At 40.5% G+C, this 25,480-nt stretch carries 23 protein-coding genes; 10 read left to right on the top strand and 13 right to left on the bottom strand.

What is annotated here, in order from left to right; translation table 11 throughout:
• Window positions 1-96: 96 nt before the first annotated feature.
• Window positions 97-858 (bottom strand): thioredoxin family protein, encoded by a 762-nt coding sequence (locus tag FNH22_RS30540; RefSeq protein WP_143402339.1) that lies wholly within the window; start codon window positions 856-858, stop codon window positions 97-99.
• 336 nt (window positions 859-1,194) lie between these two features.
• Here FNH22_RS30540 and FNH22_RS30535 point away from each other — a divergent pair, with 336 nt between their 5' ends.
• The gene (locus tag FNH22_RS30535) at window positions 1,195-2,052 is read left to right on the top strand and encodes a DMT family transporter (protein ID WP_255518194.1); all 858 of its coding nucleotides are present in this window, start codon (window positions 1,195-1,197) and stop codon (window positions 2,050-2,052) included.
• Between the two features lie 260 nt (window positions 2,053-2,312).
• Here the strand turns inward: FNH22_RS30535 and FNH22_RS30530 are convergent, their stop codons facing one another.
• Together FNH22_RS30530 and FNH22_RS30525 are read right to left on the bottom strand one after the other, a co-directional pair.
• Entirely contained in the window at window positions 2,313-2,780 is a 468-nt protein-coding gene (locus FNH22_RS30530; RefSeq protein WP_143402338.1) for a hypothetical protein, read from the bottom strand.
• Window positions 2,781-3,093: 313 nt separating this feature from the next.
• On the bottom strand, window positions 3,094-3,249 hold the full coding sequence (locus FNH22_RS30525; protein WP_143402337.1) for a zinc ribbon domain-containing protein: 156 nt from the start codon (window positions 3,247-3,249) through the stop codon (window positions 3,094-3,096).
• A 106-nt stretch (window positions 3,250-3,355) separates the two neighbouring features.
• On the opposite strand from FNH22_RS30525, the gene FNH22_RS30520 reads away from it, so the two are divergent.
• Both FNH22_RS30520 and FNH22_RS30515 read left to right on the top strand, forming a co-directional pair.
• On the top strand, window positions 3,356-4,201 hold the full coding sequence (locus FNH22_RS30520) for a 1,4-dihydroxy-2-naphthoyl-CoA synthase (protein WP_143402336.1): 846 nt from the start codon (window positions 3,356-3,358) through the stop codon (window positions 4,199-4,201).
• A 72-nt stretch (window positions 4,202-4,273) separates the two neighbouring features.
• A complete protein-coding gene (locus FNH22_RS30515; RefSeq protein WP_143402335.1) occupies window positions 4,274-4,930 on the top strand; it encodes a hypothetical protein in 657 nt (218 codons plus the stop codon).
• A 20-nt stretch (window positions 4,931-4,950) separates the two neighbouring features.
• On the opposite strand, the gene FNH22_RS30510 is transcribed toward FNH22_RS30515, so the two are convergent.
• Both FNH22_RS30510 and FNH22_RS30505 read right to left on the bottom strand, forming a co-directional pair.
• Window positions 4,951-7,830 carry a PD-(D/E)XK nuclease family protein gene (locus FNH22_RS30510; protein WP_143402334.1) on the bottom strand — a complete coding sequence of 960 codons (2,880 nt, stop codon included), beginning with the start codon at window positions 7,828-7,830 and terminating at the stop codon, window positions 4,951-4,953.
• 85 nt (window positions 7,831-7,915) lie between these two features.
• Window positions 7,916-11,080 carry an exodeoxyribonuclease V subunit beta gene (locus FNH22_RS30505; RefSeq protein WP_143402333.1) on the bottom strand — a complete coding sequence of 1,055 codons (3,165 nt, stop codon included), beginning with the start codon at window positions 11,078-11,080 and terminating at the stop codon, window positions 7,916-7,918.
• A 94-nt stretch (window positions 11,081-11,174) separates the two neighbouring features.
• Here FNH22_RS30505 and FNH22_RS30500 point away from each other — a divergent pair, with 94 nt between their 5' ends.
• Window positions 11,175-11,702, top strand: a complete 528-nt coding sequence (locus tag FNH22_RS30500) for a hypothetical protein (RefSeq protein ID WP_143402332.1) — start codon at window positions 11,175-11,177, stop codon at window positions 11,700-11,702.
• Window positions 11,703-11,790: 88 nt separating this feature from the next.
• Here FNH22_RS30500 and FNH22_RS30495 read toward each other — a convergent pair whose 3' ends face one another.
• From FNH22_RS30495 to FNH22_RS30480, 4 genes are all read right to left on the bottom strand, one after another.
• The gene (locus tag FNH22_RS30495) at window positions 11,791-12,249 is read right to left on the bottom strand and encodes a hypothetical protein (protein WP_143402331.1); all 459 of its coding nucleotides are present in this window, start codon (window positions 12,247-12,249) and stop codon (window positions 11,791-11,793) included.
• 29 nt (window positions 12,250-12,278) lie between these two features.
• The gene (locus FNH22_RS30490) at window positions 12,279-13,121 is read right to left on the bottom strand and encodes a universal stress protein (RefSeq protein ID WP_143402330.1); all 843 of its coding nucleotides are present in this window, start codon (window positions 13,119-13,121) and stop codon (window positions 12,279-12,281) included.
• A 154-nt stretch (window positions 13,122-13,275) separates the two neighbouring features.
• Window positions 13,276-15,000: a hypothetical protein gene (locus tag FNH22_RS30485; RefSeq protein WP_143402329.1), complete on the bottom strand. Its 1,725-nt coding sequence runs from the start codon at window positions 14,998-15,000 to the stop codon at window positions 13,276-13,278.
• 84 nt (window positions 15,001-15,084) lie between these two features.
• Window positions 15,085-15,981 (bottom strand): 1,4-dihydroxy-2-naphthoate polyprenyltransferase, encoded by an 897-nt coding sequence (locus tag FNH22_RS30480; protein WP_143402328.1) that lies wholly within the window; start codon window positions 15,979-15,981, stop codon window positions 15,085-15,087.
• A gap of 55 nt (window positions 15,982-16,036) precedes the next feature.
• Between FNH22_RS30480 and FNH22_RS30475 the strand changes: the two genes are divergently transcribed.
• On the top strand, window positions 16,037-16,429 hold the full coding sequence (locus tag FNH22_RS30475; protein WP_143402327.1) for a hypothetical protein: 393 nt from the start codon (window positions 16,037-16,039) through the stop codon (window positions 16,427-16,429).
• On the opposite strand, the gene argS is transcribed toward FNH22_RS30475, so the two are convergent.
• The 4 genes from argS to FNH22_RS30455 form a co-directional block, all read right to left on the bottom strand.
• Window positions 16,397-18,187, bottom strand: coding sequence for an arginine--tRNA ligase (argS, locus tag FNH22_RS30470; protein WP_143402326.1), 1,791 nt, complete (start codon window positions 18,185-18,187; stop codon window positions 16,397-16,399). The two genes, FNH22_RS30475 and argS, sit on opposite strands and share 33 nt — an antisense overlap.
• 66 nt (window positions 18,188-18,253) lie before the next feature.
• Window positions 18,254-19,228 (bottom strand): deoxyhypusine synthase family protein, encoded by a 975-nt coding sequence (locus FNH22_RS30465; RefSeq protein WP_143402325.1) that lies wholly within the window; start codon window positions 19,226-19,228, stop codon window positions 18,254-18,256.
• A complete protein-coding gene (ctlX, locus tag FNH22_RS30460; protein ID WP_143402324.1) occupies window positions 19,221-20,177 on the bottom strand; it encodes a citrulline utilization hydrolase CtlX in 957 nt (318 codons plus the stop codon). Before ctlX ends, FNH22_RS30465 begins: the two co-directional genes overlap by 8 nt.
• 4 nt (window positions 20,178-20,181) lie before the next feature.
• Entirely contained in the window at window positions 20,182-21,096 is a 915-nt protein-coding gene (locus FNH22_RS30455; protein WP_143402323.1) for a dimethylarginine dimethylaminohydrolase family protein, read from the bottom strand.
• A gap of 159 nt (window positions 21,097-21,255) precedes the next feature.
• Between FNH22_RS30455 and FNH22_RS30450 the strand changes: the two genes are divergently transcribed.
• The 5 genes from FNH22_RS30450 (at window position 21,256) to FNH22_RS30430 (ending at window position 25,469) form a co-directional block, all read left to right on the top strand.
• Window positions 21,256-22,647 (top strand): arginine decarboxylase, encoded by a 1,392-nt coding sequence (locus FNH22_RS30450; RefSeq protein WP_143402322.1) that lies wholly within the window; start codon window positions 21,256-21,258, stop codon window positions 22,645-22,647.
• Window positions 22,648-22,912: 265 nt separating this feature from the next.
• Entirely contained in the window at window positions 22,913-23,401 is a 489-nt protein-coding gene (locus tag FNH22_RS30445; protein ID WP_143402321.1) for a YdeI/OmpD-associated family protein, read from the top strand.
• A gap of 265 nt (window positions 23,402-23,666) precedes the next feature.
• Window positions 23,667-24,107, top strand: coding sequence for a carboxymuconolactone decarboxylase family protein (locus tag FNH22_RS30440; protein ID WP_143402320.1), 441 nt, complete (start codon window positions 23,667-23,669; stop codon window positions 24,105-24,107).
• A 539-nt stretch (window positions 24,108-24,646) separates the two neighbouring features.
• Complete coding sequence (locus FNH22_RS30435) at window positions 24,647-25,120, top strand: hypothetical protein (RefSeq protein ID WP_143402319.1); 474 nt, start codon at window positions 24,647-24,649, stop codon at window positions 25,118-25,120.
• 73 nt (window positions 25,121-25,193) lie between these two features.
• A complete protein-coding gene (locus FNH22_RS30430) occupies window positions 25,194-25,469 on the top strand; it encodes a hypothetical protein (protein WP_143402318.1) in 276 nt (91 codons plus the stop codon).
• Window positions 25,470-25,480 lie beyond the last annotated feature (11 nt).

The raw sequence follows: 25,480 nt of genomic DNA, 5'->3' as shown, positions 1-25,480 counted from the left end.
GTCACTTGTTTATCACTGTATCCTATCGGTAGGTTAACCATTTGGGTGAATTTAAAACTCCTTCAAAATCGCCCTTTAATTCCTTTATACAAAAAATTATTGCATTTTCTGAAATCCTATTGCATAATCGCGGTTTAATTCATAGACCAATTTTGCCTCAGGTATTTTGAAAGACGAGAAGAGGCAATAGGCATACGTATTTAATTCATATTGATCATCTACCTTTTCTTTGAGCACTAAAGCAAGTGAATCTTTGTTAGTCAAAGCATATCTTACTTCTTTAAGATCAAATAGTTTATTGAGATACGATACTGCTCTATACCTGGGAACATAATTGTTTGCAGATAAAATGGCCAGCATATCTTCCTCTAATGACACCAAAGGGGATTCTACAATCCGCCCGATCTCGCTGGAGTCCTTATATAAAATAAATGTAGGCACTCGATGGATATTCTGACCTGCTTCCTCCCTTCCGGGACTTTGCTTATAGTTTTGAAAAGTACGATCTACACAGATCAGTTTTACTTTGGTTCTATCAAACTTTAGTTGTTCCAATATTTTATAAAATCGCGGCACTTCACGTTTGCTATCCCCACACCAGGTACCCATAAATATGGTAATGGAATCCAGTTCACTCATACTATTCGCAAGTATCGATACTGTATTAGCATTTACGGAATAAGCGCTGTGGCTTTGTGTATACCAATATTTAAATGGTTTTTTCTTAAGTCGTTTTACATTGGTTTGCCCAAGCAATGTTGAGCTCCCGTCAGCATAATTGACCTCTACATTTTGCGGCTGACCTGATAAAAGGGTGCCGATCAATGCAAGCACAAGCGTAATATACAATCTCTTCATGATTCAATAGTTTAGTTTCCAACCAAGTTAGACTCAGCGGAAATGAATCACTGTTAATGAGTTGGTAACAATTGTTAATGCTATGTTAAACCCGGATCATGCATTAACATTCTATTCCAAGCCCAAACCGCTTCAATGTCAGCATTTCAGAACATCTTACTACTCAGCGTGATAGTCAACCACGATTTCGTGCCAAACAATCCGAAATACTTGACACTGTTTCATTTTGAACTTTCACAACGAATCTTAATGCATGATCCGGGTCAAAGACTTATGAATGGATCCGTACGGATGTATTCATTTCTTTGCTAATTTCACGATCCAGGACTTACACTATTGAATAGATCAACAACATCTCACATTCTTGAACTTAACCTTGCCATGCTCCTGGTAAGTACTTCAGGTGTACTCGGTAGGTACATTTCGATGCCTCCACCGGTTACAATTTGGTGGAGATGTGTAATAGCCGTACTATTTTTAATGATATTTTGCTGGTGGCGCAAAATCGACTTACGTATCCATCATAAGAAAGACATGGGCACTTTGGTCATTGGAGGTTTATTGCTTGGAGGGCACTGGATCACCTATTTTTACGCGTTACAACATTCCAATGTAGCCATTGGAATGTTATCATTATTCACTTATCCTGCTCTTACTTCCTTACTGGAACCTCTTATACTAAAAACCAGGTTCAGATTATCACACATTTTACTCGGCACAATGGTCCTCCTGGGAATATACTTCCTGGCCCCTGGCCTGGATTTACAAAATGAGTATACGAAAGGAATAGCCCTGGGGCTCATCTCGTCACTCATGTATTCTTTAAGAAATATTCTTCTAAAGCATAAAGCAGCCCGGTATCCGGGGCAAATGCTTATGTTATATCAATTGGTGTTTTTCACAGCACTGGGCTGGCCCGCATTGTTATTCATGGACACCACCCAGATAGTGGACCAATGGCCTGCAACCCTCACATTGGCTTTAGTAACCACAGCCATCGGCCATACACTTTTTGTGATGAGTTTTAAGCATTTCTCAATAAGTACAGCCAGCATTATGAGTAGCAGTCAACCTATCTATGGCATTATACTCGGCATGGTTTTTCTAAGTGAAATACCTGGGTTAAATACAGTAATTGGCGGAAGCATTATCATAGCCACTGTAATCATTGAAAGCGTAAGATCTTATAAATGACATCATCTGTCTATTCCTGATTACCACACGTTTTTCAACACGTTAAACGTCAAATCACAAGAATATGGCTCATAATTAAAAAAGCTAAGGCAAAGCTAAGTAAATGGGCGTGAAAGAAATGGTTTATGCAGAAACTGAACGGACTGAGTCATAGGAGAATCGACATCGTCTGACCGGATCGACTAAGAAAAACAGGTGAGTATACCCGGGGAATTAAAACAAAAAGCAAGCTGCCTCGTTTGGCAGCCTGCAATTCAACCTTAATTCAGAACTATTTTCTTTGTAAATATTTTTTCGATCTCCGTGATATCTTTGGTCTTCCAAAGCATCTTTTCCAAGGTGGTAGTATTCTCATATCGTATGGAATAACCCACAGCCAACACTTTTGATAAGTTTTCTTTTACCTCCTGTTCATTTGCATGACCCTTCTTAAGTTGTTTCTTATAATACTTATCCAACTTCTTCAGAGAATTGTAAATAGAAGGTTTCTCCGTAACCGAGGCAGGATAGGGCGTGGTAGCAGTACCTTCAGGTGTATATACATATTGTTCTTTTACTGCATAAAACTTTTTAGTGAACTCTTGCCCCAGGTAGTGTTGCCCCACATACTCAGGGACTTCTACTTCCATGTTGCTGGATTTATCACTAAACCTGAACGAGTCCGTTGCCTGTCCAATGGCCGTGTTTACGAAGCCTAAAATCATGAAAATCGCTATAACGTTCTTCATAGGTCTCTGTTTTGATTAGGTTAAAAAGAGTATAAGCAACTCGTGCAAGTGCTCTTTTGTTTAGGTTACATAGCGAAATTATGACCTTATGAAACTTAATTCTACATCTCTTTTGATTGAAAGCTGTACTAAATTAACCGTTAAATCTCTGCTTATGATCAACTTACTGCAACATAGAACCAGCGAGATCATAATCATCAAAAAATAAGATCTTTAAATCTCAGAAAAATTAAAAATCACATCCAATTTTTAATTTAAGACATATCTTAAAAGTATAATTTAAAATGTATGGACAAATGGTGCGATGTGGATCTTAAAAAAGGAAAAAATATAATAGTAAGGCTACTAATAAAAAAACCACTATTTTCATTGAAAGGGAAGTGGCAGGAAATTCATACCCACAAATAGGGCATTCTTTACTATTTGTATCTATCTCCATAGCGCACGACGGGCACTCTTTTTTCTTCATCTTTTAAAACTAGTGATTTAACGCCTGATTTATTCCACCCTTTTGAATATCCCGGAAATTTGAATTCCCATATATTTACACTGACTATAACCTTTATATTGACATTATGATTAAAGCCGATTGGAAAACCGTCAAAGAGTATACCGATATTACCTATAAAAAAAGTGGAGGGATAGCACGAATTGCTTTTAACAGGCCTGAAGTAAGGAATGCCTTTCGCCCCAAAACAGTTGGAGAGCTATTTGAAGCTTTTTTGGATGCTCGCGAAGATCCTGAAATAGGTGTGGTGCTACTTTCAGCGGAAGGGCCCTCACCTAAGGATGGTGTATATTCCTTTTGCAGTGGCGGCGACCAAAGGGCCCGGGGCAAACAAGGGTATGTAGATGATGATGGCGTAGCCAGACTGAACATACTGGAAGTACAGCGACTTATCCGTTTTATGCCTAAAGCAGTGATAGCCGTGGTACCGGGCTGGGCAGTAGGTGGCGGGCATAGCCTTCACGTAGTATGTGACATGACACTGGCAAGTAAAGAACATGCTATTTTCAAGCAAACCGATGCAGATGTCACCAGTTTTGACGGTGGCTATGGATCTGCTTACCTGGCAAAAATGGTAGGACAAAAGCGGGCACGTGAGATCTTCTTCCTGGGCAGGAATTACAGCGCACAGGAAGCATTTGAAATGGGAATGGTAAACGCAGCCATACCTCATGACGAATTGGAAGATACTGCCTACCAGTGGGCCCTGGAAGTTCTGGAGAAATCACCTACTTCAATACGCATGCTGAAATTTGCTTTTAATCTTACCGACGACGGAATGGTAGGGCAACAGGTATTTGCAGGTGAAGCCACACGTCTGGCATATATGACTGAAGAGGCCAAGGAAGGAAGGGACGCTTTCTTGGAAAAGAGAAAGCCGGACTTTAAGAAATTTCCGAGGGTTTCCAGTTAAATCTTCCTATGAGCTCAAAGTTGATAATGAAAAGACCTGCGTGTAAAGAAGGGATAAAAAAGTTTTAAGAAAATGGGGTACATGGGCTTTGGTACGAGAAAAGAGGCATACACTCGAAAGCCTAAGATCCCCTTCCGGAAAATTAAGCTGCTATATCAACAAGAATTAAAAAAACAAAAAGATAACCCCACATACAAAGAAGCTGATCCGGCAGTCTTAAGTGAGATCAGGGCTCACCTGATCAAAAGACAAAAAAGGTCTTATGCTAAACAAATTTCGGCGCTTGTTTTATTGACCATAGTTATTGGGTCCGGAACGTACTTTCTCTTCAACTACATGTCAACTCCTTTGTCTGGCAATCCTATATCCATTCAGGAAAAATACTTCCATACGGTAATTCACAAAGTCAATGATAATCAAGAAACTCGGGTTGAATACTTCAGAAAAGGACCTAAAAGTCGTGAAACGCGCTATAAAAATGGGATGAGGCATCAGAATTCGGAAAGTTATTACGAAACCGGTGAACAGTTCAGATCAGCAACTTATTTGCGGGATACTCTGATCAATGAAGTTTACTTCTACAAGAATGGAGATACCATAATCCATTTTCCCGGAATTGAGGATTACAGGATCCATCATTTACGAATAATTGGCCCTCAGAAAAAAGACAGCATTGAATTTGACTTTTACGATGGAAAAATACTCACCGGTACCTACCGCGAGTTCTGAATTCATTAAGTCTTTGTTCATCACCTTCCACAAATACCCTTATAAGCACAGGTAGTACATTTCCTTACTTCATCTGTCTGATCAAAAGGTGTTTCAGGGTCAAATATTTCTTTTAGAAGCAATTGTAGTTGCTCTGTATAGGGTTCTAAATAATAAGCCGCATTGGTCACTTTACCCTGCCCTTTGTATTCAAGTAATACGTCGTCACCCATAAAAAGTGCATCCTTATTAAAGACCGCCGGAACCAATGCTTCACCTTCATCTTTTACATTTTGATAGAGCAGTGCATAAATAAAAGTCTGTAAAGCTGCTTTATTTTTCTTTTTACGATCAAATAACTCTTCAATGCTATTGAAAACGTGTTTGTCCTGCCCCGTTTTATAGTCAATAAGTCGTACCTGTCCTTTTTTACGGTCTATGCGGTCTATGGTGCCACGAAGAGCTACAGACATAGTACTCTCTCCTGGTATTTTGTAAGCATCAAGATAAGCGGTCTCCATTTCCGGCATAGTAAGATCGTATACATGTTCTGATTCCATGCCTACTATTTCAAAAGGAGCATACTGTTCATCCAGCTTTAAGATCGCCTGCATAAAATCCTTGATGATCTCTTTGGCAATAATATTTTTCCCTTCAAAATAGAACTTTCGGTCCGGAGCAATGGAAAACTGTTTTCTAAAGGCAAATACCGCTGCTGATTCCAACTTGGTTTTCAGCTCCTTAAAGTCAGCTTTTACTAAAGTACGGCTGGTTTTATCCTTCAAATAGTCTTCATAAAGTATTTCCATAGCATGATGTAATACATTTCCCAATGACCGGGCGTCTACATCTTCTTCCATGGCACTTTTCTCATACAGATCAGCGACATGACGGAAATAGAAACGTAACCTGCAATCCAGATAGGTATTCAAGGCGGAAGGAGAAAGTCGCTTTTGTATCCTCTGTCCCGTATTTAAATAACGACTGAGGCTTTTTAATACATCATCATCCTTGTTTACCGTAATCACCTGCTCGCTGCCAGGTTCAGTATAATTGGCCAATGTCTCGACCTTGATCGGCAGGTTTGACTCATGCAGTAGCTGTTGCAAAAAACGGCTCATCTCCCCCCCGCCCAGGTCATTGCCCTCCGTATTGTAGAAAAAATTAACACTGGATGCACGCTGGATCAGGCGATAAAAAAGATAAGCGTAGATAGCATCCTGCTGATCATAATTAGGTAGCTCATAGGCCTTTCTAAGATTATAAGGGATAAACGAATGTTTACCGCCCTGAGAAGGAAAAAAATCCTCATTCATACTCAATACGAAGATATGCTCAAAATCCAGGTTGCGGGTCTCCAGTACTCCCATGATCTGCAACCCGCGTAACGGTTCTCCTGTAAAAGGCAATCGCTCGGTACGCACCAACTGCTTAAAAAGTGCTGCAAATGGTTTTAATTCAATAGTAGTATCACTGTTTCTCAAAAGATCAGCATAACGGTTCAGCAGCTGGTAATATTGATGTACGTATTCTACTTCAATGGTATTTTTCTCAGGATCAGCCAAGGCATTCAATTCCAACAAAATAGCTGATAAATAATCTACAAGATCACCTAGGTCCTGGCTGAAGATCATCTTTATTAATGCATGCTCAGGTAATTCAGATGTTGTGAAAAACACTTTGTTACTACGCTGTACATCATTAGCCCATTCTTCCAGCTTGTCTACATCTGTCTGTATGATAAGAGGGTGTCTTATAATGGCCAGGGCTGGTTTAAAATGAAACAAAACCAGTCCATCCGGATCTTTTCGTGCCATACGGCGTAGCTCGAGTATATGTTCTATCAGGCTGTTCACCGGCGCATAAGAGAGCGGAAAGCCCATAGTAACATTTACTGCCTCAATTTCCTCCGGCAGGGAATGAAGTACTGGAAAGAGCAGAGCCTCATCTGCCAACACGACCGCTACTTTCCTGATATCCAGGTCTGGATGCTCTTTTAACAATGCCCCCAATTTCTGCCCCAGTATCTTAGCCTGCCCTACATGCTGCGGAACGCCGGTAAGTACCAGTTCTTTAGAAACCTCAGTTAATGAGCTGGGAATTGTTTCAGGGAAAGACGGAGCATATACTTGTCGTTTATGATATTGTCGCAAGAAGGTTCCGGCCTCCTGATGTTCATTATTAAAGTAGTAGGCATCCATATCCCAAAGGATATCTGCCTGAAGATTCTCGAGGCACCACGAAATGATCTTGTCTTCTACCGCATTTAATGCGTTAAATCCTGCAAAGACCACCCTGTTATTCTTTTTGAAAGGGATCTCTTCGAGATGTTCTGCCATATAGCGGTACTGCATGCCTTCATAGGCCAGCCCCTTATCCGACAGCTGTTGATTAAACGATCGATATACCTGAAAAAGATGACTCCAGACGAATTCAAACCGCTCTTTCTGGGCCGATTTACTCTCATCAAAACCTTGCCAAAATCGCTGAATGATCTCTTTCTGCTCCGGAAGTAAGAAGTCAAAGCTCAGATCCAATTGTTTTTGACGGCTTAGATTGGTGTAAAGGTTTTGAGCATTGACTAAGTATTTATCAACATCATCAAAGTCTTTTAGCAACATTTGCCCCCAATAGTAAAAGCGATCGAACCCTTCCCTGGTTTTAAGTTGTTGATTGTAAATAGTATGAAGCTGATGTACCAAAAAGAGCTGATCCGCTTTTTGCAAAGGACAACTGGCCGCAATAAAATCTTGAAAAGAAAGTACTTGTGGCGACCAGGAAGGCCCGTTAAGTTCTTGTTTAAGGTATTCCCTAAAAAAGAGCCCTGCCCTGCGATTAGGAAAGATAATAGTGATATCTCCCAGTTTGCCAGGATAATTCCGAATGATATCTTGTGCTATTTCCTGGAGAAAAGTTTTCATAATACGCGATAACCCGGTAATAACTTTGAGTTTTTAAAGTCCGATAAATTGGATTGCTCTGTACTTTTTTTCTTTATCGCAAACATCAACATTCAACGATCTCCTCTCCTGCCAGGTACAATAAATAACCTTCCACTTCATCGTAATTCATCTGCTCCATAAGTACCTTATATCCGTGCATTTGCTGTATATCTTCGTTTTTTTTCAGCCCTGTTTTATAATCAATGATCACAGCCTTCTTTCCTTTTATAAGCACACGGTCAGGACGATATTCCTCATTATGGGTAAGGATGGGCCATTCATTTTTCACCTCCCATTCATCGGAAAACCAAGGGCTAACAGACGGGTTTGAAAGCAGCTTTTCCAATCTCTGTTGGATTTCCCGTCTCTGGATCTCATTTAGTCCTTCTTCAAAAAAAACGGCGGTAATGGCTGCCTCTTTATCCGTTAGGTATGTAATCCTGCTCAGTAATTTATGCATCAGGATACCATACCTGATCTTCTCTTTTACTTCTTCCGAAAGGTTATGGCCCCCGCTGGTTTGTTTCACGGCAATTTTATTCCTCCATTCGTAATGAGGATATTGTTCCATTAATATAGCGTTACCAACAGCACTGTGTGTTGTCGCAAATTGAAAATTTTGTTCGCCAAACTCGAAGACATTGGCCTCTTTGTCCCAATATCCATTCAGTTCGAAGGTGGAATTTTCCAGCGTAGCTTTAAGTACCTTAGAAATGTCCTTTTTCCCATCAGGCGCAAATACCCACAACGTCTGAATGGCGCGGGTCATCGCTACATACAAAAGGTTTAGATTATCCAGATGAGCTTTGATACGCTCTTTTTGGTAAGCGTCACGAAAATGTGTCTGAGCCAATCCTTTCTGATACTTCAGGGGTAAATAAACATTATCAAACGGTGGTGTTTCTGCATTACTCCATATAATGGGTGAGCGCTGATGATCCATCTCCCAATCACAAAAGGGGATGATGACCGCATTATACTCCAACCCTTTTGCCTTATGTATGGTCAGGATACGCATAGCATCCAGATCATCAGCAACTTTAATACTTTGCCGGGCCCCTCTTTCTTTCCACCACTCCAGGAAAGAAGGTAAATCACCCTTCCCGTTTTGAGAAGACTTCAGTACCAGGTCCTGGAATGTTTGCAAATAAGCAAACTGGCCTTTAAGTTGATTTACTTCAAAAAGAGCAATTAATTGTTCCACCAGTTCATAAAAAGGTAGAAACAGGAGGTGCGTCCTGTTTTCACGAAAGCTTTCCGGTAATAGTTTTTCAATAACGGCATAATCCGCGCTAAATATCTCATGGTAGCTGACACAGGATCGCCTGATCTGTACCTGGTACTCAAAGGCAAGTTGTGCCTGCACTACCTGGTTTTTGTTATCCATCAGGCACTGTAATGCCGCAATGATCAGCCGTATGGCCGGTGAAGAAGAAAGAAAAAGCGATTCATTGGAGACTACATCATAACGATACTGACTATCAGGGTTTTGTTTTTGATAATGGTGCAGGTAATCTGCTACGTCTTTACCTTCTTTATTTCTACGTACCAGGATCGCTATATCTTTCAGAGCCACCTGTTTATCCTGGAGTTCCTCGATCACTTCAGGTAACCGCTCCGCCACTGTATGTTTCCAGGGCCTATCTTCTTCATCACCCAAAAAAGTAATATTTACATACCCCTGTGGGGCATTCACCTTGCTTTTGGGAATACCCTGTTTCGCCGATGCATAAACCTCTGTGAGTACTTCCCACCCTTCTGCCCTATTGTCACCTCCCTCCAATGTCATTTGTTGAGGCGCCTGTTCAAAAAGGGCATTATTGAACTGAATGATATTTGCTTCACTTCTATAGTTAGTGCCTAGGTTCTCTACCTGTGTTCGAAAGCTGCCAATGTCCTCTTCCACCTGGTTTAATAGCAAATTCCAGTCTCCTCCACGCCAACGGTATATGGACTGTTTAATGTCTCCTACCACAGTGTTTTTGTATCCTTGAGAAAGGCTGTCATCTATTAACGGCCGAAAGCTATCCCATTGAAAGCCGGAAGTATCCTGGAATTCATCGATAAGATAATGATTGAAAAAAGAACCTACCTTTTCATATACAAAAGGTGTGTCTGAATCCTGTACCAGCTCTTTCAAAAAACGTGTGGCATCAGAGATTAACATGATATCATTATCTTTTTTATATTCCTGAAGCTTACGGGCCAGGTCTGCTAACAGGCCATATCCATAAATAAATCGATTGACCTGGATCGCAGTATGGTAGGTGTCAAATTCCTTGACATAATACTCCAGGGTTTGTTGCAGTATAGCCCTAAGTCCGTTTTTAGTAGCTGCAGTGATCACTTCTTTCTTCCCGGATGCCTTGGCATACCACTCCTCTTTATCTGGTAAAGCCTCTACAGTTTTAGTCGGAATGAAATCCTTGGATGCCTTAGGTTTGGTGATTTTGTAGAGGTAGTTCAACGGTGATCGACTTCCGCCTGTAAAATCTGATGTCTCTAACCCATACTTATGCAGTATCTGCAGGCCTTCCTGACCATAAGACTTCATTTTTTCTTCGAATGACTTAGTGATTAGTCCTAAATCCTTTTTTAATTTACCCGCTAACCCTTTATCCTGAGCGGCTACCTGACCTTCTACCGTCTTAAAATGCTCCTGAAACAATTCGCTCCCCAGTTGGATTATGTTTTTCCGGATGTCCCAATTCCCTCCTTCCTGAAGGGTATCACGCGAATAGCTTATAAGCCATTTTCTGATCTGCACATTTTGTGAGGCTTCCATCAGCAAATCATCCACGATCTGAATAAGGATGACATCAGTATCTAATTCCAACTGATAGCTACCGGCAAGTCCCAGTTCTTTGGCAAAACTACGAATCACTTTTTGGAAAAAACTATCGATGGTACTGATGGAAAAATGCGAATAACCGTGAAGGATCTCGGTAAGGAGCCTTGCGCAAGTTTTTTGGAAATCAGACGGGCTTAACCTTGTGTAAAGCATCAGTTCTTCTCCCATAGCATCCAAATCACCCCTTCCAAATTCCTCCAGCTTTTGAAGGATACGTCCCTTCATCTCCTGCATGGCTTTATTGGTAAATGTAACTGCCAGTATGTGCTTATAGTAGGCAGGTCGCCTTAAGGCCAGTTTAAGATACTCCTTAGCCAGGGTATAGGTTTTACCAGAACCCGCTGAAGATTGATAGATAATAAAGTTCCGGTCAGTCATTTTCAGCAATAAAAATAACTAACTTTATATTTAGTGTGTTTACTTTTTGATATTCAATAGTATACATTCAAGTATTTACTTTAAAACCTGTGAAATGAAAAAACTTACATTTTTATTATTTGTTTCAGTATTCGCGTTTTCATGCCTGTCAGATGACATTGATGAACTAACTGAACAAGATATCGACCTGGAAATAGATGAAACTTTCGATGTAGATATTGTAGAAGGAACGACTACTTTCAAAGGACAAGAGTCTTTTTCTTTAGAAGATGAAGATGATATCACTGACCTTGCAACAGTAGAAAAAGTGACGATCAAATCGATGACTTACGAGGTCAAAAATTTAGCCAATGACCAAGATGCTATTGTTTTAAATGGTACCTTCAAAGTATCCAGTGCTGAATTTAATACAATAGAATTTCCTTTGACCAATGTGACTTTGGGAGACATCGAAAACCAGGTTCAAACTATTGACTTAGGCAGTGGTGCCAGTGACATAGCACAGGCGCTTTTAAATGATGCAACGATATCTGTTGAGTTTGATGCTAATTTTAGTGAATCACCGGTAAATTTTGATATTGAATTGGTCTTAACAGGTAGTGTAACTATCGATTTCTTGTAGTAATAAGTAGAAAAAATTTAAAAAACTTAAAGGGCTGTTGTATCGACAACAGCCCTTTTTTGTTTATTTCATTGCAATAATCCGGAAACTAATTCTCACCGGTATTGAATATGAAGTCCGTACTTGTATAAGTAGTCCCGTAGTTATTCACAAGGTTCTTCACCTGGTAAAGTGCATCCACTATTTGCTCCTTCTCCAGCTCTTTTAACGGGTGAGCAAAAACTGACCAAAGCACTCCTTTGGAAAGAGCGTATTTAGCGTCAAGCGCTTTGTCGAAATTGGCCTGCATTAACGTCACCATTTCATCGGCTTCTATTTTCGATTGTTCTACGACTCCAGCCATTAAACGCATTCTATTAGCACTTTCATCGGTTACAAGGTAGATGTGCACCCCATCCAGCTCATATTCCACCATGTTATTCTGTTCTTCCACCACAACAGCACGCTGAGCAAGGGCCAGTTTTAATGTCTTGAAATCCATGTCCTGACCAGATAAAGGGCCAAAAATCAACGACACAAAAACCAATACCAGTGTTAAATTCCTCATACGCTATAATCAATCACTGAATATAGGTATTATTTTTTTAACACATATGTCAGCACCGGACGTCTGGCGTGGTTTACCACGTCTTCTGCAATACTACCGGTAAGCAGGTGCGCAAAACCTGTTCGGCCATGTGTAGCCATAGCGATCATATCAGCATCTATGCTTTGGGCAAAATGCATAATACCATCTTCTTCCGTGAAATCGTTGAATACCTCAGCATTGTAGTTTTCAAATCCGTATTTCTCCGCATACTCCTTTAATGCAGGAAATGATATGTTGTCTGCCTCAAAATTATTAGGAGTATTGATACGCACCATATGGATCTTAGCGTCAAACATTTTTCCGAAGTTCTTAACCGCATTCACACAAACTTCATCTTGTTTATTCAGGTCCGTTGCAAATACTATGTCATTGAAATCATAATCTTCTGCTGATTGCTTAACAGTCAGCACCGGACATTTGGCATGGCGCACCACTTTTTCAGCATTAGAACCTATGAGTAATTCATTGATACCACTTACTCCTGTGGTTCCCATAACCACCAGGTCCACTTGCTGTTCGGTAATGATGTCTTTTATATTATGATAGGGGTTTCCCACCCGCAGATGTTGGGTAATATTTACGTCACTATGTGCAGCTATTGTATCCGCTAATTGGGCCTTAGCCCGTTCAATCAGTTTTACTATGAACAGACGATCTTGCATATCCGGCAAGTCTATTTCACCGGTATAGCTGACAGAGGTTACGCTGCTATCTTCCACAACATGTAGTAGAAATATTTCCGCGTTCATTTTCTTTGCTACACGAATAGCCAGCTCTACTGCATAGCCTGCTTCGTCTGAAAAATCAGTAGGTACTAATATCTTTTGCATGAGTTTTGGTTTGATTTTGAATAAAGTTAGTGATTAGATACAAAAATCTTCACCTTTTTGTCCATAGGTACTGTAAAAAACAAAGCGATCCATGTACATCACTACACGCTATGATTCAAAGCAATTTAAAGTACGGTGACTCACCGTTCTGTTACTACTTTAACCCACAAAAACTCATTGCAAAAGTAATCAATGCATTTGGTGAATCTTCTTTCACTTTAATGGCCAGATCCTTTCGATATTTCGGATCTACTCTTGAATACTTCAGTTTGGAATCTGCATATTTCCAGGCCTCATCACGCTGCGATTGTACAATAGTGGCCGCCTCTTCGTTTCCCTGTTTTAGTAAACTGTGATATAGCCCATTAAGTGCAAATCCATTTTTCCTGAACGTGAGTAAGTCCTCACGATAAACACGTTCTGCATCCTGATATCTTTCCAATTCCATGTAAACCTCTCCCAACACATGACGTACCGAAAAAAACCAATCTGGCGGTTCATTATAGTTCAACTTGTCTTCTATGGTAACGGCCTGCTCCAATAACATAACGGCCTGATCCCATTTATTTTCATTCATTACGATCTCTGCTTTTAATATGTTATGAGCGATACTCACCAACTCATCAACGCTGTTAATGTCCCAAACAGTTATTTCAGAAAGCACAGGATCTGCGAGTAGTTCCTCCAACCGCAAGAGGCATTCATTGGCTTTATTGTATTTACCCAATCCAATATACGCCATTCCCTGAGCATAACTCCATATGGCCTCGGGGTAGGCTAACTCAGGCTTGGGTAGTTTTACGATCTTTTCCCATTGAGCGAATTTGACCAATATATTGTAGGGAATGGTATAATAATGTTGTAAAGTGGACATCGCCGGATCTTTCATCACCTCCTTATCTACTATCTCAGCAAGGCTAAAGGCTGCTTCAATGGCCTTTGCTCCATTACCTTCCAGGGCCGCACAAGCGGCTAAGAAGTGAATGTTATGCGGATACAAAGCCAGGGGATAAATACCTTGCACCTTGCAAGTAGTAACATAAAGGCTGTCCACTTCTGCCGCTTTTTCATTAATGAGTGTACCCAGATGATAATCACCAGTACGGATATACGTATGGGAAGGCATATGTACCAGATGCCCCGCACCAGGCGTCAACTCTGCCAGTTTTCCAGCTATAGGCAGGGCCAGTTCAGGAGTATTGGAAGCCTCTGTAGCATGAATATACAGATGTGTAGCCATCGGATTGTTTGGATTCAATGCAATAGCAGCCTCTATGGCTTTTAGTATTTCCGGGGTCCATGGTTTTGCCTCTCCTTCTAAATTGTAAAGATCCCAGGGGTGAATGTCCATTAGTGACTCCGCATACATTACTGCGATATCATCATTGTCAGGAAATTGCTGAAAGGCATTGGCCAGTGCCACGCTATAAGCCATATCGAGAGATGTTCGATCTGTAGAGGGTTCTGGTAAATAACGAGCGGCAATCGACTCAATAAGGACCTTTTCTTCCATCTTGACATTTTCAGAAAGTTTCAACGCCTTTTGAGCTGCATCATAAGCTCTTTGATTGACGGAGGGCTCCATTCCCATGTTATAGTTAGGACCCAGCACATAGGCAATACCCCAATACCCCATAGCACAACGGGGATCCTGTCGTACTACTTCTTCAAAAGACCTCAAAGCCTCATCGTGGTTAAAACCATAGGCCAGGATCAGCCCCTGGTTAAAAAACATTTGGGCTATTTCAGAGTCAGTGGTAATGGTTATAGTGTGACTACCCAGTCCTTCCAGCAAAGGTGCCTGATAGGTTTTTCCGGACTGTTGTTTACAAGAAAATGCAAAAACAGTCAATGCAGTCAGCAAAGCTAAATTTCTCATAATAAGTTTTTGGATTATTTATTTCACAAGACGCTCTTTTTTAACTTCAGGTTGCTTATGAAAAAATGGAAAGGCCGGGTATGTTCAGGCCAATAGTTGTCCGGCACCAAAGAAAAGTACAAACAACAAAGACGAGAGGGCCATCTGCTTTAGGTACGGATCCAACTGGTCCGCGGTTTGCTTGGTTTTTACTGCTCTGGCATTAACCATAAATAAGGGTAGTGTAAGTAAAAATAACAACTGCCAGGCGCTGGTATAATTCATCACTACAAAAACCAATGAACTTACCATACCCGTACCTAAAATTATCCAATGATAAACCACTGCGTTATTACGTCCTATCCTAACCGGTATAGAATATTTTCCTGCTTTTTGGTCAGATTCAATATCTCGTATATTATTCACGTTCAGCACGGCTGTGGAGAACAGTCCTATGCTGACCGCGGGCAATAATAAGTCCATACGCACCGATTTGGCAAATAAGTAATATGAGCCTATCACCGCCACAAACCCAAAAAATACCAATACTGATAAGTCACCCAGCCCCATATAGCCATAGGGCTTTCTACCTGCTGTATAGGCCAGTGCGGCAAGAATGGCCATCACTCCTAAGCCAAAGAAAAAAAGAAAGGCCTGCAGGTTAAACCCAAAAGAAAGGTATAATAAATAAATACCGCTGCACAGGGCAAGTACCACAAAAATAAATATCGCCCTCTTCATTAGCTTCAATGAAATAAGTCCGGCTTGCACTGTACGCTGAGGACCGGAACGTGCGGCACTATCAGCGCCATTTACCGTATCGCCATAATCGTTGGCGAGGTTTGACAGAATTTGGAGAAGCACTGTGGTCAATGCACAAAACAGAAAGATTGACCACGAAAAATATCCATCGGCAGCGGCCAGAAAAGCCCCCATTCCGATACTTGCCAAAGCAAGCGGAAGTGTTCTGAGTCTAAAAGCCGCAATCCATATCTTTACCATCCCGTTAAAACTTAATCAACCTTGTGTATGTTGTATTTTTATAACTCCTATCACTATGAAACATCTTTTGGCTCTATTCTTCTTATTTCTTAGCTTCAGTTTGTTTGCTCAAAACAAAGAAACACATTACAAACCGATTAGCTATGATTCATTTAAAGAATATCCCCGGCTAACTTATTCCTATGTATATCATGATATAACGGATCAATTCGTTAAAGTTAACACTACTACTGACTTCATGAACTTTACAAGCCCTACCATAGGTAATGCCAGTGTCAACGGATCATGGATGGGATCTAAACAGGTTAGTTCCTTTCAGTTCATGAACCGTAACATAGAAGTGCACTACATTTATGACAACAATGGCGTACTACGAGAGTCCAGTTTTTCACTTCCGTTTTTTGGTAAGAAGAGATCACATTCTATCCGGTACATTAATACCCAATAAGCCCATTGCTTTCTTAATGATCCTGGCAGTCACGGCAGAAAGCGCCACACGGAACCTAAGGGCCAATTCGTTTTCTTCATTAAAGATGGACACCTCCTGGTAGAAACGATTGTATTCTTTCGCCAAATCATAAACATATTGACCGATCACATCGGGCGAGTAGCTTTCCGCCGCTTCTTTGATCTTGCTCTCGAAGTCATTCATTGTATTGATAATGTCCCGTTCCGTAGGATGTAGCTCCAGGCCTTCTGTGCTATCCAGGGAAGGCTCAATGCCCAGTTGACTGGATTTTCTTAAAATAGCAGATATCCTGGCATGTGTATACTGGATGAATGGTCCGGTATGTCCTTGAAACTGAATGGACTCATTAGGGTCAAACAACATCCTTTTTTTAGGGTCCACTTTCAATAAGAAATACTTGAGGGCGCCCAAACCCAGGTTATAGTATAAATGAGTAGCCTGATCATCAGATAATCCTTCTATCTTACCAAGCTCTTTGGTGTGCTCTTCAGCAGTATCCATCATTTCCTGCATCAGATCATCTGCGTCCACAACAATACCCTCTCTGGATTTCATTTTACCTGATGGCAGGTCTACCATACCATAAGACAGATGATAGCACTCCTTTGCCCAGGAATAGCCCAGTTTTTCCAGTATGATGAACAATACCTTAAAGTGGTATTCCTGTTCATTGCCTACTGTATAGATCTGTCTTGAAATACCTGGGAAATCCCTAAAGCGTAGAATGGCCGTACCAATATCCTGTGTCATATAAACCGATGTGCCATCCGCCCGGAGTAACAATTTTTGATCGAGTCCTTCATCGGTAAGATCTACCCATACGGAACCATCCTCCTTTTTATAAAACACTCCTTCCTCTACACCTTTCAGCACTTCATCTTTACCAAGCAGGTAGGTATCTGATTCATAATACAGTTTGTCAAAATCGACCCCCATTTGCTCATAGGTAGCTTCAAACCCGGCATAGACCCACTGGTTCATCTGCTCCCACAGCTTGTATATCTCAGGGTCTTTTTGCTCCCATTTTAACAATAAGGCCTGAGCTTCTTTCAGGATAGGAGCTTCTTTTTCCGCTACTTCCTTTTTCATTCCACCGGCTTCCAACTCTGCTATTTCTTCTCTGTAATGCTGATCAAACATCACATAATAGTCACCTACCAGTTTATCTCCCTTTTTACCGGAAGATGCAGGAGTCTCTCCTTCTCCATATCGGAGCCAGGCCACCATGGACTTGCAAATGTGTATCCCCCTGTCATTAATGATCTGCACTTTATGTACCTTGTGCCCTGTAGCCTGTAAGATCTCAGCCACAGACCAGCCCAGAAAGTTGTTCCTAAGGTGTCCAAGGTGTAGTGGTTTATTGGTATTTGGCGAGGAATATTCCACCATCATCTCTTTACCTGATGTCGGTAGTTGGCCATAATCATCCGTAGAAATAATGGATCGAAATACTTTCAGCCAGGTTTCATTGGTCAATTCCAGGTTTAGAAACCCTTTCACCACATTGTATGCTTTTACCAGGCTACTGTTCTCTTTGAGATAGCTTCCCAGTGCCTCTGCGGTCTGCTCAGGGCCTTTTTTGGACAATCGGGCAAGTGGAAAACATACCAGCGTATGTGATCCGTTAAATTCTCTGCGTGTAGGCTGGATAGCCATATCTTTAGCCTCCAGTCCGGTAGAAAAAAGTGCAGAAAATGCGCTGGAAATGTCCTTAGTAAGTGTCTGTTTAATATCCATCTGGAATGTAATCTTTCAAAAATATAATGAATGGGGTTAGCCGATGTTAATACGTTAAAATATATGTCACCAACCTAAAACGTAGCCAAATATCAGGGGGGCCACTATGGTGGCATCCGATTCAATGATGAATTTTGGAGTATCAACATCTAGTTTACCCCAGGTGATCTTTTCATTGGGAACAGCTCCTGAATAAGAGCCATAACTGGTAGTGGAATCCGATATTTGACAGAAATAACTCCAAAAAGGGATGTCTTGCATGTCCATGTCCTGGTAGAGCATAGGCACTACGCAAATGGGGAAATCACCGGCTATACCACCGGCTATTTGAAAGAACCCAACTCCTTCATCCCCGGCATTTTGCACATACCAATCGGCCAGATAAGTCATGTATTCAATGCCCGATTTCATAGTGGATGCTTTGAGTTCTCCCTTGAGGCAGTAAGAGGCAAAGATATTGCCCATTGTAGAGTCTTCCCACCCGGGCACTACCATGGGAAGGTCTTTTTCTGCTGCTGCCAGCATCCAGCTGTTTTCCGGTTCTATTTCGTAATATTGCTCCAGTACTCCTGAACGTAACATTTTATACATGAATTCATGTGGGAAATAGCGCTCACCGTTTTCCTCCGCTTCTTTCCAGATCTGAAATATATGTTTTTGCAACCTTCTAAAAGCCTCTTCTTCCGGTATACAGGTATCTGTAACCCTATTAAGGCCCTGATCTAATAGTGCCCGTTCCTGTTGCGGTGTTAAATCACGGTAATTCGGTATGCGCTTATAATAGGAATGCGCCACCAGGTTCATAATATCTTCTTCAAGGTTCGCGCCTGTGCAAGAAATGACCTGTACTTTGTCCTGGCGGATCATTTCAGCCAATGATATCCCCAGCTCGCCTGTACTCATGGCACCTGCCACAGAAATGAGCATCTTTTTATTTTCTGCCAGGTGTTGTCGATAAGCCTTTGCCGCATCTACTAATGTGGCCGCGTTGAAATGCAAATAATGCTTCTCTATGAATTTACTTATAGGTCCGTTATTCATGATTTCCGTTGTTGTTCAGGGGTAAAAATACTTCAGCCATCATACACCTGGCGCTGCCACCTCCCAATTCTTCAATGGTATACAAAGGACTGTGGATGATAGGACAATAACCTGTAATACGCTGACGCTGGCCTTCCCTCAGTGAGTCATAGGCTGCTGTAGACATAACTAAATATGGGTCTCCTGTCTCCGATAGTACCTGAAGCATATTGCCTGCAAACTGATGTTCCTGCTGTTCCGTTATTTCTATGATTTCTTTACCACTATTTTCTAACGATTCCACCACTCTCTGACGCTCTTCTTCGTTATCGATAGAATCCAGACAAATCACGGCAAACTGGTCTGCCACACACATCATTACATTCGTGTGATAAATAGGCAGACGTAATCCGGTTATAGTTTGGTTGGCATGAAAAGCAACCGGTTCATAATTAAACTGATGGCAGAATTCCTTAAGAACATCCTCGTTTGTCCGCATGGAAAGTGCTGCATACGCTATTTTATTTGGCCTGTCCAGGATCATGCTGCCTGTACTTTCCAGGAACTTATCCTCTTCTTCATATCCTGAAAAATTAAGCACATCACTTATCTTGAAACCATACTTGTACTTTAATGTATCCAAAATGTCCTGCCTGCGTTCTACACGACGGTTTACAGCATACATAGGATAGAGCCCTACGCGACCATCTTCGTGAAAAGACACCCAGTTATTGGGAAAGACAGAATCAGGTGTGTCCGATTCTCTGGTATCTTCAATGACCACTACATTCACTTTATGAACCCTTAGGGCAGCTACCATGTCATCAAACTCTTTTAGCGCCTTGGATTGAGAGGTCTCTACTTCCTGATCTTCTATGGTATGCTGAAAATAGTTATTATTAGCTGTCTGCTCATTATACCTGAATTGTACAGGCCGGATCATCAGGATGGTGTTGGTAGCTTGTTTCATAGTATCAATCTCTCAATAAGGGTAAAGTAGTACACCTTAACAACCCCTCCATTTTAGAAGTTTCTGAATATTTAACCGTTTCCACTTTAAAACCCCGGTCTTTCAACAGCCCATTCAATCGGGAAAAGCTTTGTTCGGAAATTACCACCTCCGGTGAAATAGAAAACACATTGGAATTCATATCATACATTTCTTCCTTTGTGATCTCTATGATTTTATCCTTACCAAAGTAGTTCACCAAAAACTCATAATCCGCCACATTCTTGAACCCGCCCTTGTAGATAATGGCCTGATCCAAACCGACAGGCTGGAAACAGCAGTCCAGATGGAGGGCATTTTCATAGGGATTATCATCTGACTTTTTAAGCTCAAAGGCTTTTACCTTTCGGTGCGGAAAATGCGTCCTGAGAAAGTCAACCCCCTTTTCATTCGTACGTGATACAAGGTATTTATTAAAATCAGTCGATTCGGAATAGCCTACAAAAAGATAGTCGTTCCAGGGCATAACATCTCCCCCTTCCATTCGCACGCCATCGGACGCCTCAAGTATCTGGTCGGGGTTAATTTTTTCTACGAGGTAACGAATGCCATTGATCTCCTCATGACGGTTTTCCAGTATCTGCGGACGTACAAACGTTTGGTCAATGACAAAACCGATGTCACGCGCAAATACCTGGTTATAATTGGTAATAATTTCAGGTCGAAAAACTTCCACATCATAATGCTTCAGCAGGTCGACCACCTTATTCATTTCATCGATCAAATCATCCTCTTTCGGGTAGGTATCCGCCTGAATATGCTGTTTAGATTTTGGATCATAAGCTTCTTCTAAAGCAGGTATACCACCAAAGCTCTCTGCTGTGCCCAATACAACAGTTCTAAGTCTAGATGTTTCATCTTTTACACTAATGTTTAGCATAAAAATAACTTTGGATTTTAAGGGGCAAAAGTAGTGATCGCTATCATCTTTGCATAATAAGCTCAGATAATCTTTTTCTACTTGAATCACCTCATTCATATCTATTTTAAAATCAAAAATCTGTACTATTGCAGTTTTCTTGAAAGCTTAAATTGATCTTTGAAAAAGTACGCAGACCTGATCAACCAGACCTTTGATTTCCCGCAGGAGGAATTTAGGGTTGAAGACAATGAGTTGTATTTCAATGAAGTGCCGCTCATGGATGTTATAAGCCAGTATGGCACTCCGTTGAAACTCACTTACCTACCCAAAATAGGTGAGAAGATAAAACACGCGAAACAGCTGTTTAATGATGCCATTAAAAAAAATAGTTATAAAGGGGGTTATACGTATTGTTATTGCACCAAGTCTTCCCACTTCAGTTTCGTGCTTGAGGAAGCATTACGTCATGATATCCACCTGGAAACCTCGTCTTCATTTGATATTCCGATCATACGCAGACTTTATGAAAAGAATGCGATTAATAAGGATGTCTATATCATTTGTAATGGCTTTAAAAGACCATTATACCGGCAGCATATCACTGAATTACTCAATGCCGGTTTCAGGAACTGTATCCCTGTATTGGATAACCTGAATGAACTAAGCCATTATGAACAATATGTGGATCAACCTTACGACGTAGGTATCCGGGTAGCGGCAGATGAAGAGCCTAATTTCGAGTTCTATACTTCCCGGCTAGGTATCCGGTATGGTGATATTAATACTTTATATACAGAACAGATCAAACCGAGTAAAAAGGCACGTCTGAAGATGCTGCACTTTTTCATTAATACCGGAATAAAAGACTCTGCTTACTATTGGAGTGAGCTAAGCAGGTTTATTTTCAAATATTGTGAAATAAAAAAAGAATGCCCTGAGCTGGATACCATTGATATCGGCGGCGGTTTTCCTATCAAAACGTCATTAGGGTTTCATTATGATTACCAGCACATAGTAGAACAGATCGTAGAAAATATAAAATGGATCTGTGGAAAGAATAATGTGCCGATGCCACACATTTTTACGGAATTTGGCAGCTTTACTGTGGGTGAAAGCGGTGCTACGCTGTATTCGGTAATGGACCAAAAGCTGCAAAATGATAAGGAACTTTGGTATATGATCGATGGCTCCTTTATTACACACCTACCGGATGCCTGGGGGCTGAACCAAAAATACATCCTGCTACCTGTTAATAAATGGAACAACCTATATCATAAAGTGAACATCGGTGGCCTTACCTGTGACAGTATGGATTATTACAATTCAGAAGCACATACCAGTGAACTTTTTATGCCAATGACCAACAAGGAAGATGACTCTCCTTTGTATATGGGTTTTTTCCATACTGGAGCCTATCAAGAGTCACTAGGTGGTTACGGAGGTATCCAGCACTGCCTGATACCTGCACCTAAGCATGTATTGATCAATAAAGTGGATGGCAGGATCGAAACACATTTGTTTGCGGAAGAGCAAAGAAGTGAAGAGATGCTGAAGACATTGGGGTATTGAAAGTAAACGATTGTAATGGTTGATCTATCTCTGTTTTAATTAAAATTAGCAGCCTATTTCAAGTCCAAGCGACTTCAATGACAAATCATGACAAATACTTGAACACCCCTGACATCCCCTTGTCATAAGGTCATTCTAACTTTGTCATTCAAAAATTGTAAAAATGGGTAATTCGCAAAGAAACGAAGTTCAATTATTATCGAGTTGCGAGTATATTTTTCTATGCCCTTGAAGGTGGTTAAAGATCTTGCTAATAAAATCTTAAATGGAAAAAGAAGAGCCTTTGGTAAATGCTGAATATCTTTTACAAAAATTCCCGGGAAAAGGAGGTTGGACTTATACTGAAATCCCTGAAATTATACAGAATAAAAAGACTCCTTTCGGCTGGGTCAAGGTAAAAGGCAGTATCGACGGATACATTTTGAATCAGTACAAACTTATGCCAATGGGTAACGGTAAGCTGTTTTTACCGGTGAAGGCAGAAATCAGAAAAAAAATTGGCAAACAGGCAGGCGATCATGTAAGGGTGATGCTCTTACCGGATGAATCACCATTAAAAATACCGAAGGAAATAATTCTTTGCTTCGAAAATGAACCCAGGAAAGCCTATGAAAACTATCTCAATCTCACCGAAGGAGAACAAAAGACTTACCTGGATTGGATCTATAATGCTAAAACCAAAGACACCAAGGCAGACAGGATCATTAAGATGATGGATAAACTGCTGAATAATCAGAAATTATTGGGCAGATAACAGAATATACGGCTTGATAGATGTTTAACCAGAAAGAACCTTCCTCTCATCTGCTTTTGACAGAAAACCTTAATATTCAATGATATAAAGTACGTCTCTTGAGCGGGCTTCCTGACGGTGCATTCATCTGTCCCAAAGGCTTGATTATACCAGAGATATAAGCAATTGTTACCGTAATATCGGAAGCAAAGCGCGTTCTTAAACCAGATTAAGTTTTTTCCTCATTGCTGAAAATACATTTGCATCAGATACAAACAATATAATAATGGAAAAAAGAATTCAAATTGATGTGGCAGAACCTTCAGCGTATGAAGCAATGTATGCTTTGGAAAGTTACTTACAACAAAGCCAATTAAGTAAATCCCACAAAGACCTTATAAAAATCAGGGCATCGCAGCTCAATGGATGCGCCTTTTGTATAGACATGCATACGAAAGAAGCCCTCAAAAATGGAGAAGATCAACAGCGTATTTTTTTACTTAGCGCCTGGTCAAAAACAGACCTGTTTACAGAAGAAGAAAAAGTCATTCTACAAATGACCGAGGAAGTCACTATGATCCACCACAAGGGATTGACCTCCGAAACTTATCAAAAAGCATTTGAAAAGTTTGACAAACATTATTTTTCACAGATAATAATGACCATCATAACTATAAATGCATGGAACAGAATTGCGATAAGTACGGATAAACCTCTTGGTGACTAAAGACCCCGCGTATAATATCTTATACAACAAAGTAGTCCAAATTTAAATTCGGACTACTTTTTAATTTAATGCTATACATTCCAGCAGTAAAAACTGTGCTTTCAAATCCTTTTCTTCTCCACCGGCTATATATCAGTCAATGTTAACTCCAGGACGATACAGCAACTTTATTCATATTTCACGGTACTCTACCAAGTTGACAAAGGGAACTGTCAACATCGTAAATGGCTACAACACTGGTAACCGCTGTACAACCTCTCTCGCAATTGAAATGAGTTGACCCAAGATTTTTGAATATTCAAATTGTCAAAAGTAGTTAGGTTGGGAACAAAAATTCACGGAGCCCGGATTGAAGGTTTCCCGGAAAAAGTCCCACACTACGAAAATCAACAGGAGAAGACCATCGATTTAACTAGAATGTCATTAGAATTCCTTAAGTAATTTGTATTCCCATTTATTCTAATTCCTTTCTAATTTATTTCTCAAACCGTTCTTGTCACTCAAACATATATTTGTCATGTATACCAAATGTATGAGTTATGATACAGAAAGTTTTGATTCCCACGGATTTCACAATTGAATCGCTAAACACTGTTAAATATCTACTAAATAGTTATCCTACAACTACGACATTTGATATTATCCTGTTTTTTGGATTTAGACTGCCTGATTCTACTATCGAACTCATGTATTTTTCAAAATCAAGACTGATGGATGATGTCTCCAATCCTGAATTCGAAGAGGCTTGTGTATACATAAAAAAAGACCATGTTGGCCAAATCCACTCACTTAGGCTAGATATTTTTACAGGTATAAATATGGCTGCATTTCAGAATTACCTGGAGGCAAATCATATCGAGAGAGTGTGTGTGTCTGTTAAGCATCAACTTAAACTACCTCATAAAAGAAGCTTCAACACATTGCCATTTATTTACAAAAGTGGGATTGACATTCAGGAAGTAGACCGAAGTGCAATAACCGAGAAGGAATATTCAGGAGGGAAACTTATTTGAGGCTAAAAACGGTCAAATTATTCTCTTTTTGCCAACCAACCGGTATAAAACAACTTAACGCAATTCAACGCTCATGAAGTTTACAATTCTATATATAGGGGTATTTGCACTGGTAATCTTCAGCTTCTTATCCATCCTTCAAAGCGAGTCAAGCCCTGAAGTGATGATCTCAGGAGAATGGAAGGAAGTTTCATGGAAATATGAAAAAATCAATTCTTCCGATCACCTGGACGTTCAACCGCGATTATGCAATAGGATTTCAGAAAATGCAATAATTTTTTGTATAAAGGAATTAAAGGGCGATTTTGAAGGAGTTTTAAATTCACCCAAATGGTTAACCTACCGATAGGATACAGTGAT

Origin of the sequence: Fulvivirga sp. M361 (assembly GCF_007097395.1) — a bacterium.
Lineage (GTDB): Bacteria > Bacteroidota > Bacteroidia > Cytophagales > Cyclobacteriaceae > Fulvivirga.
The sequence above is the reverse complement of the archived record's forward strand: the minus strand, read 5'-3'. Positions and strand labels throughout refer to the sequence as shown.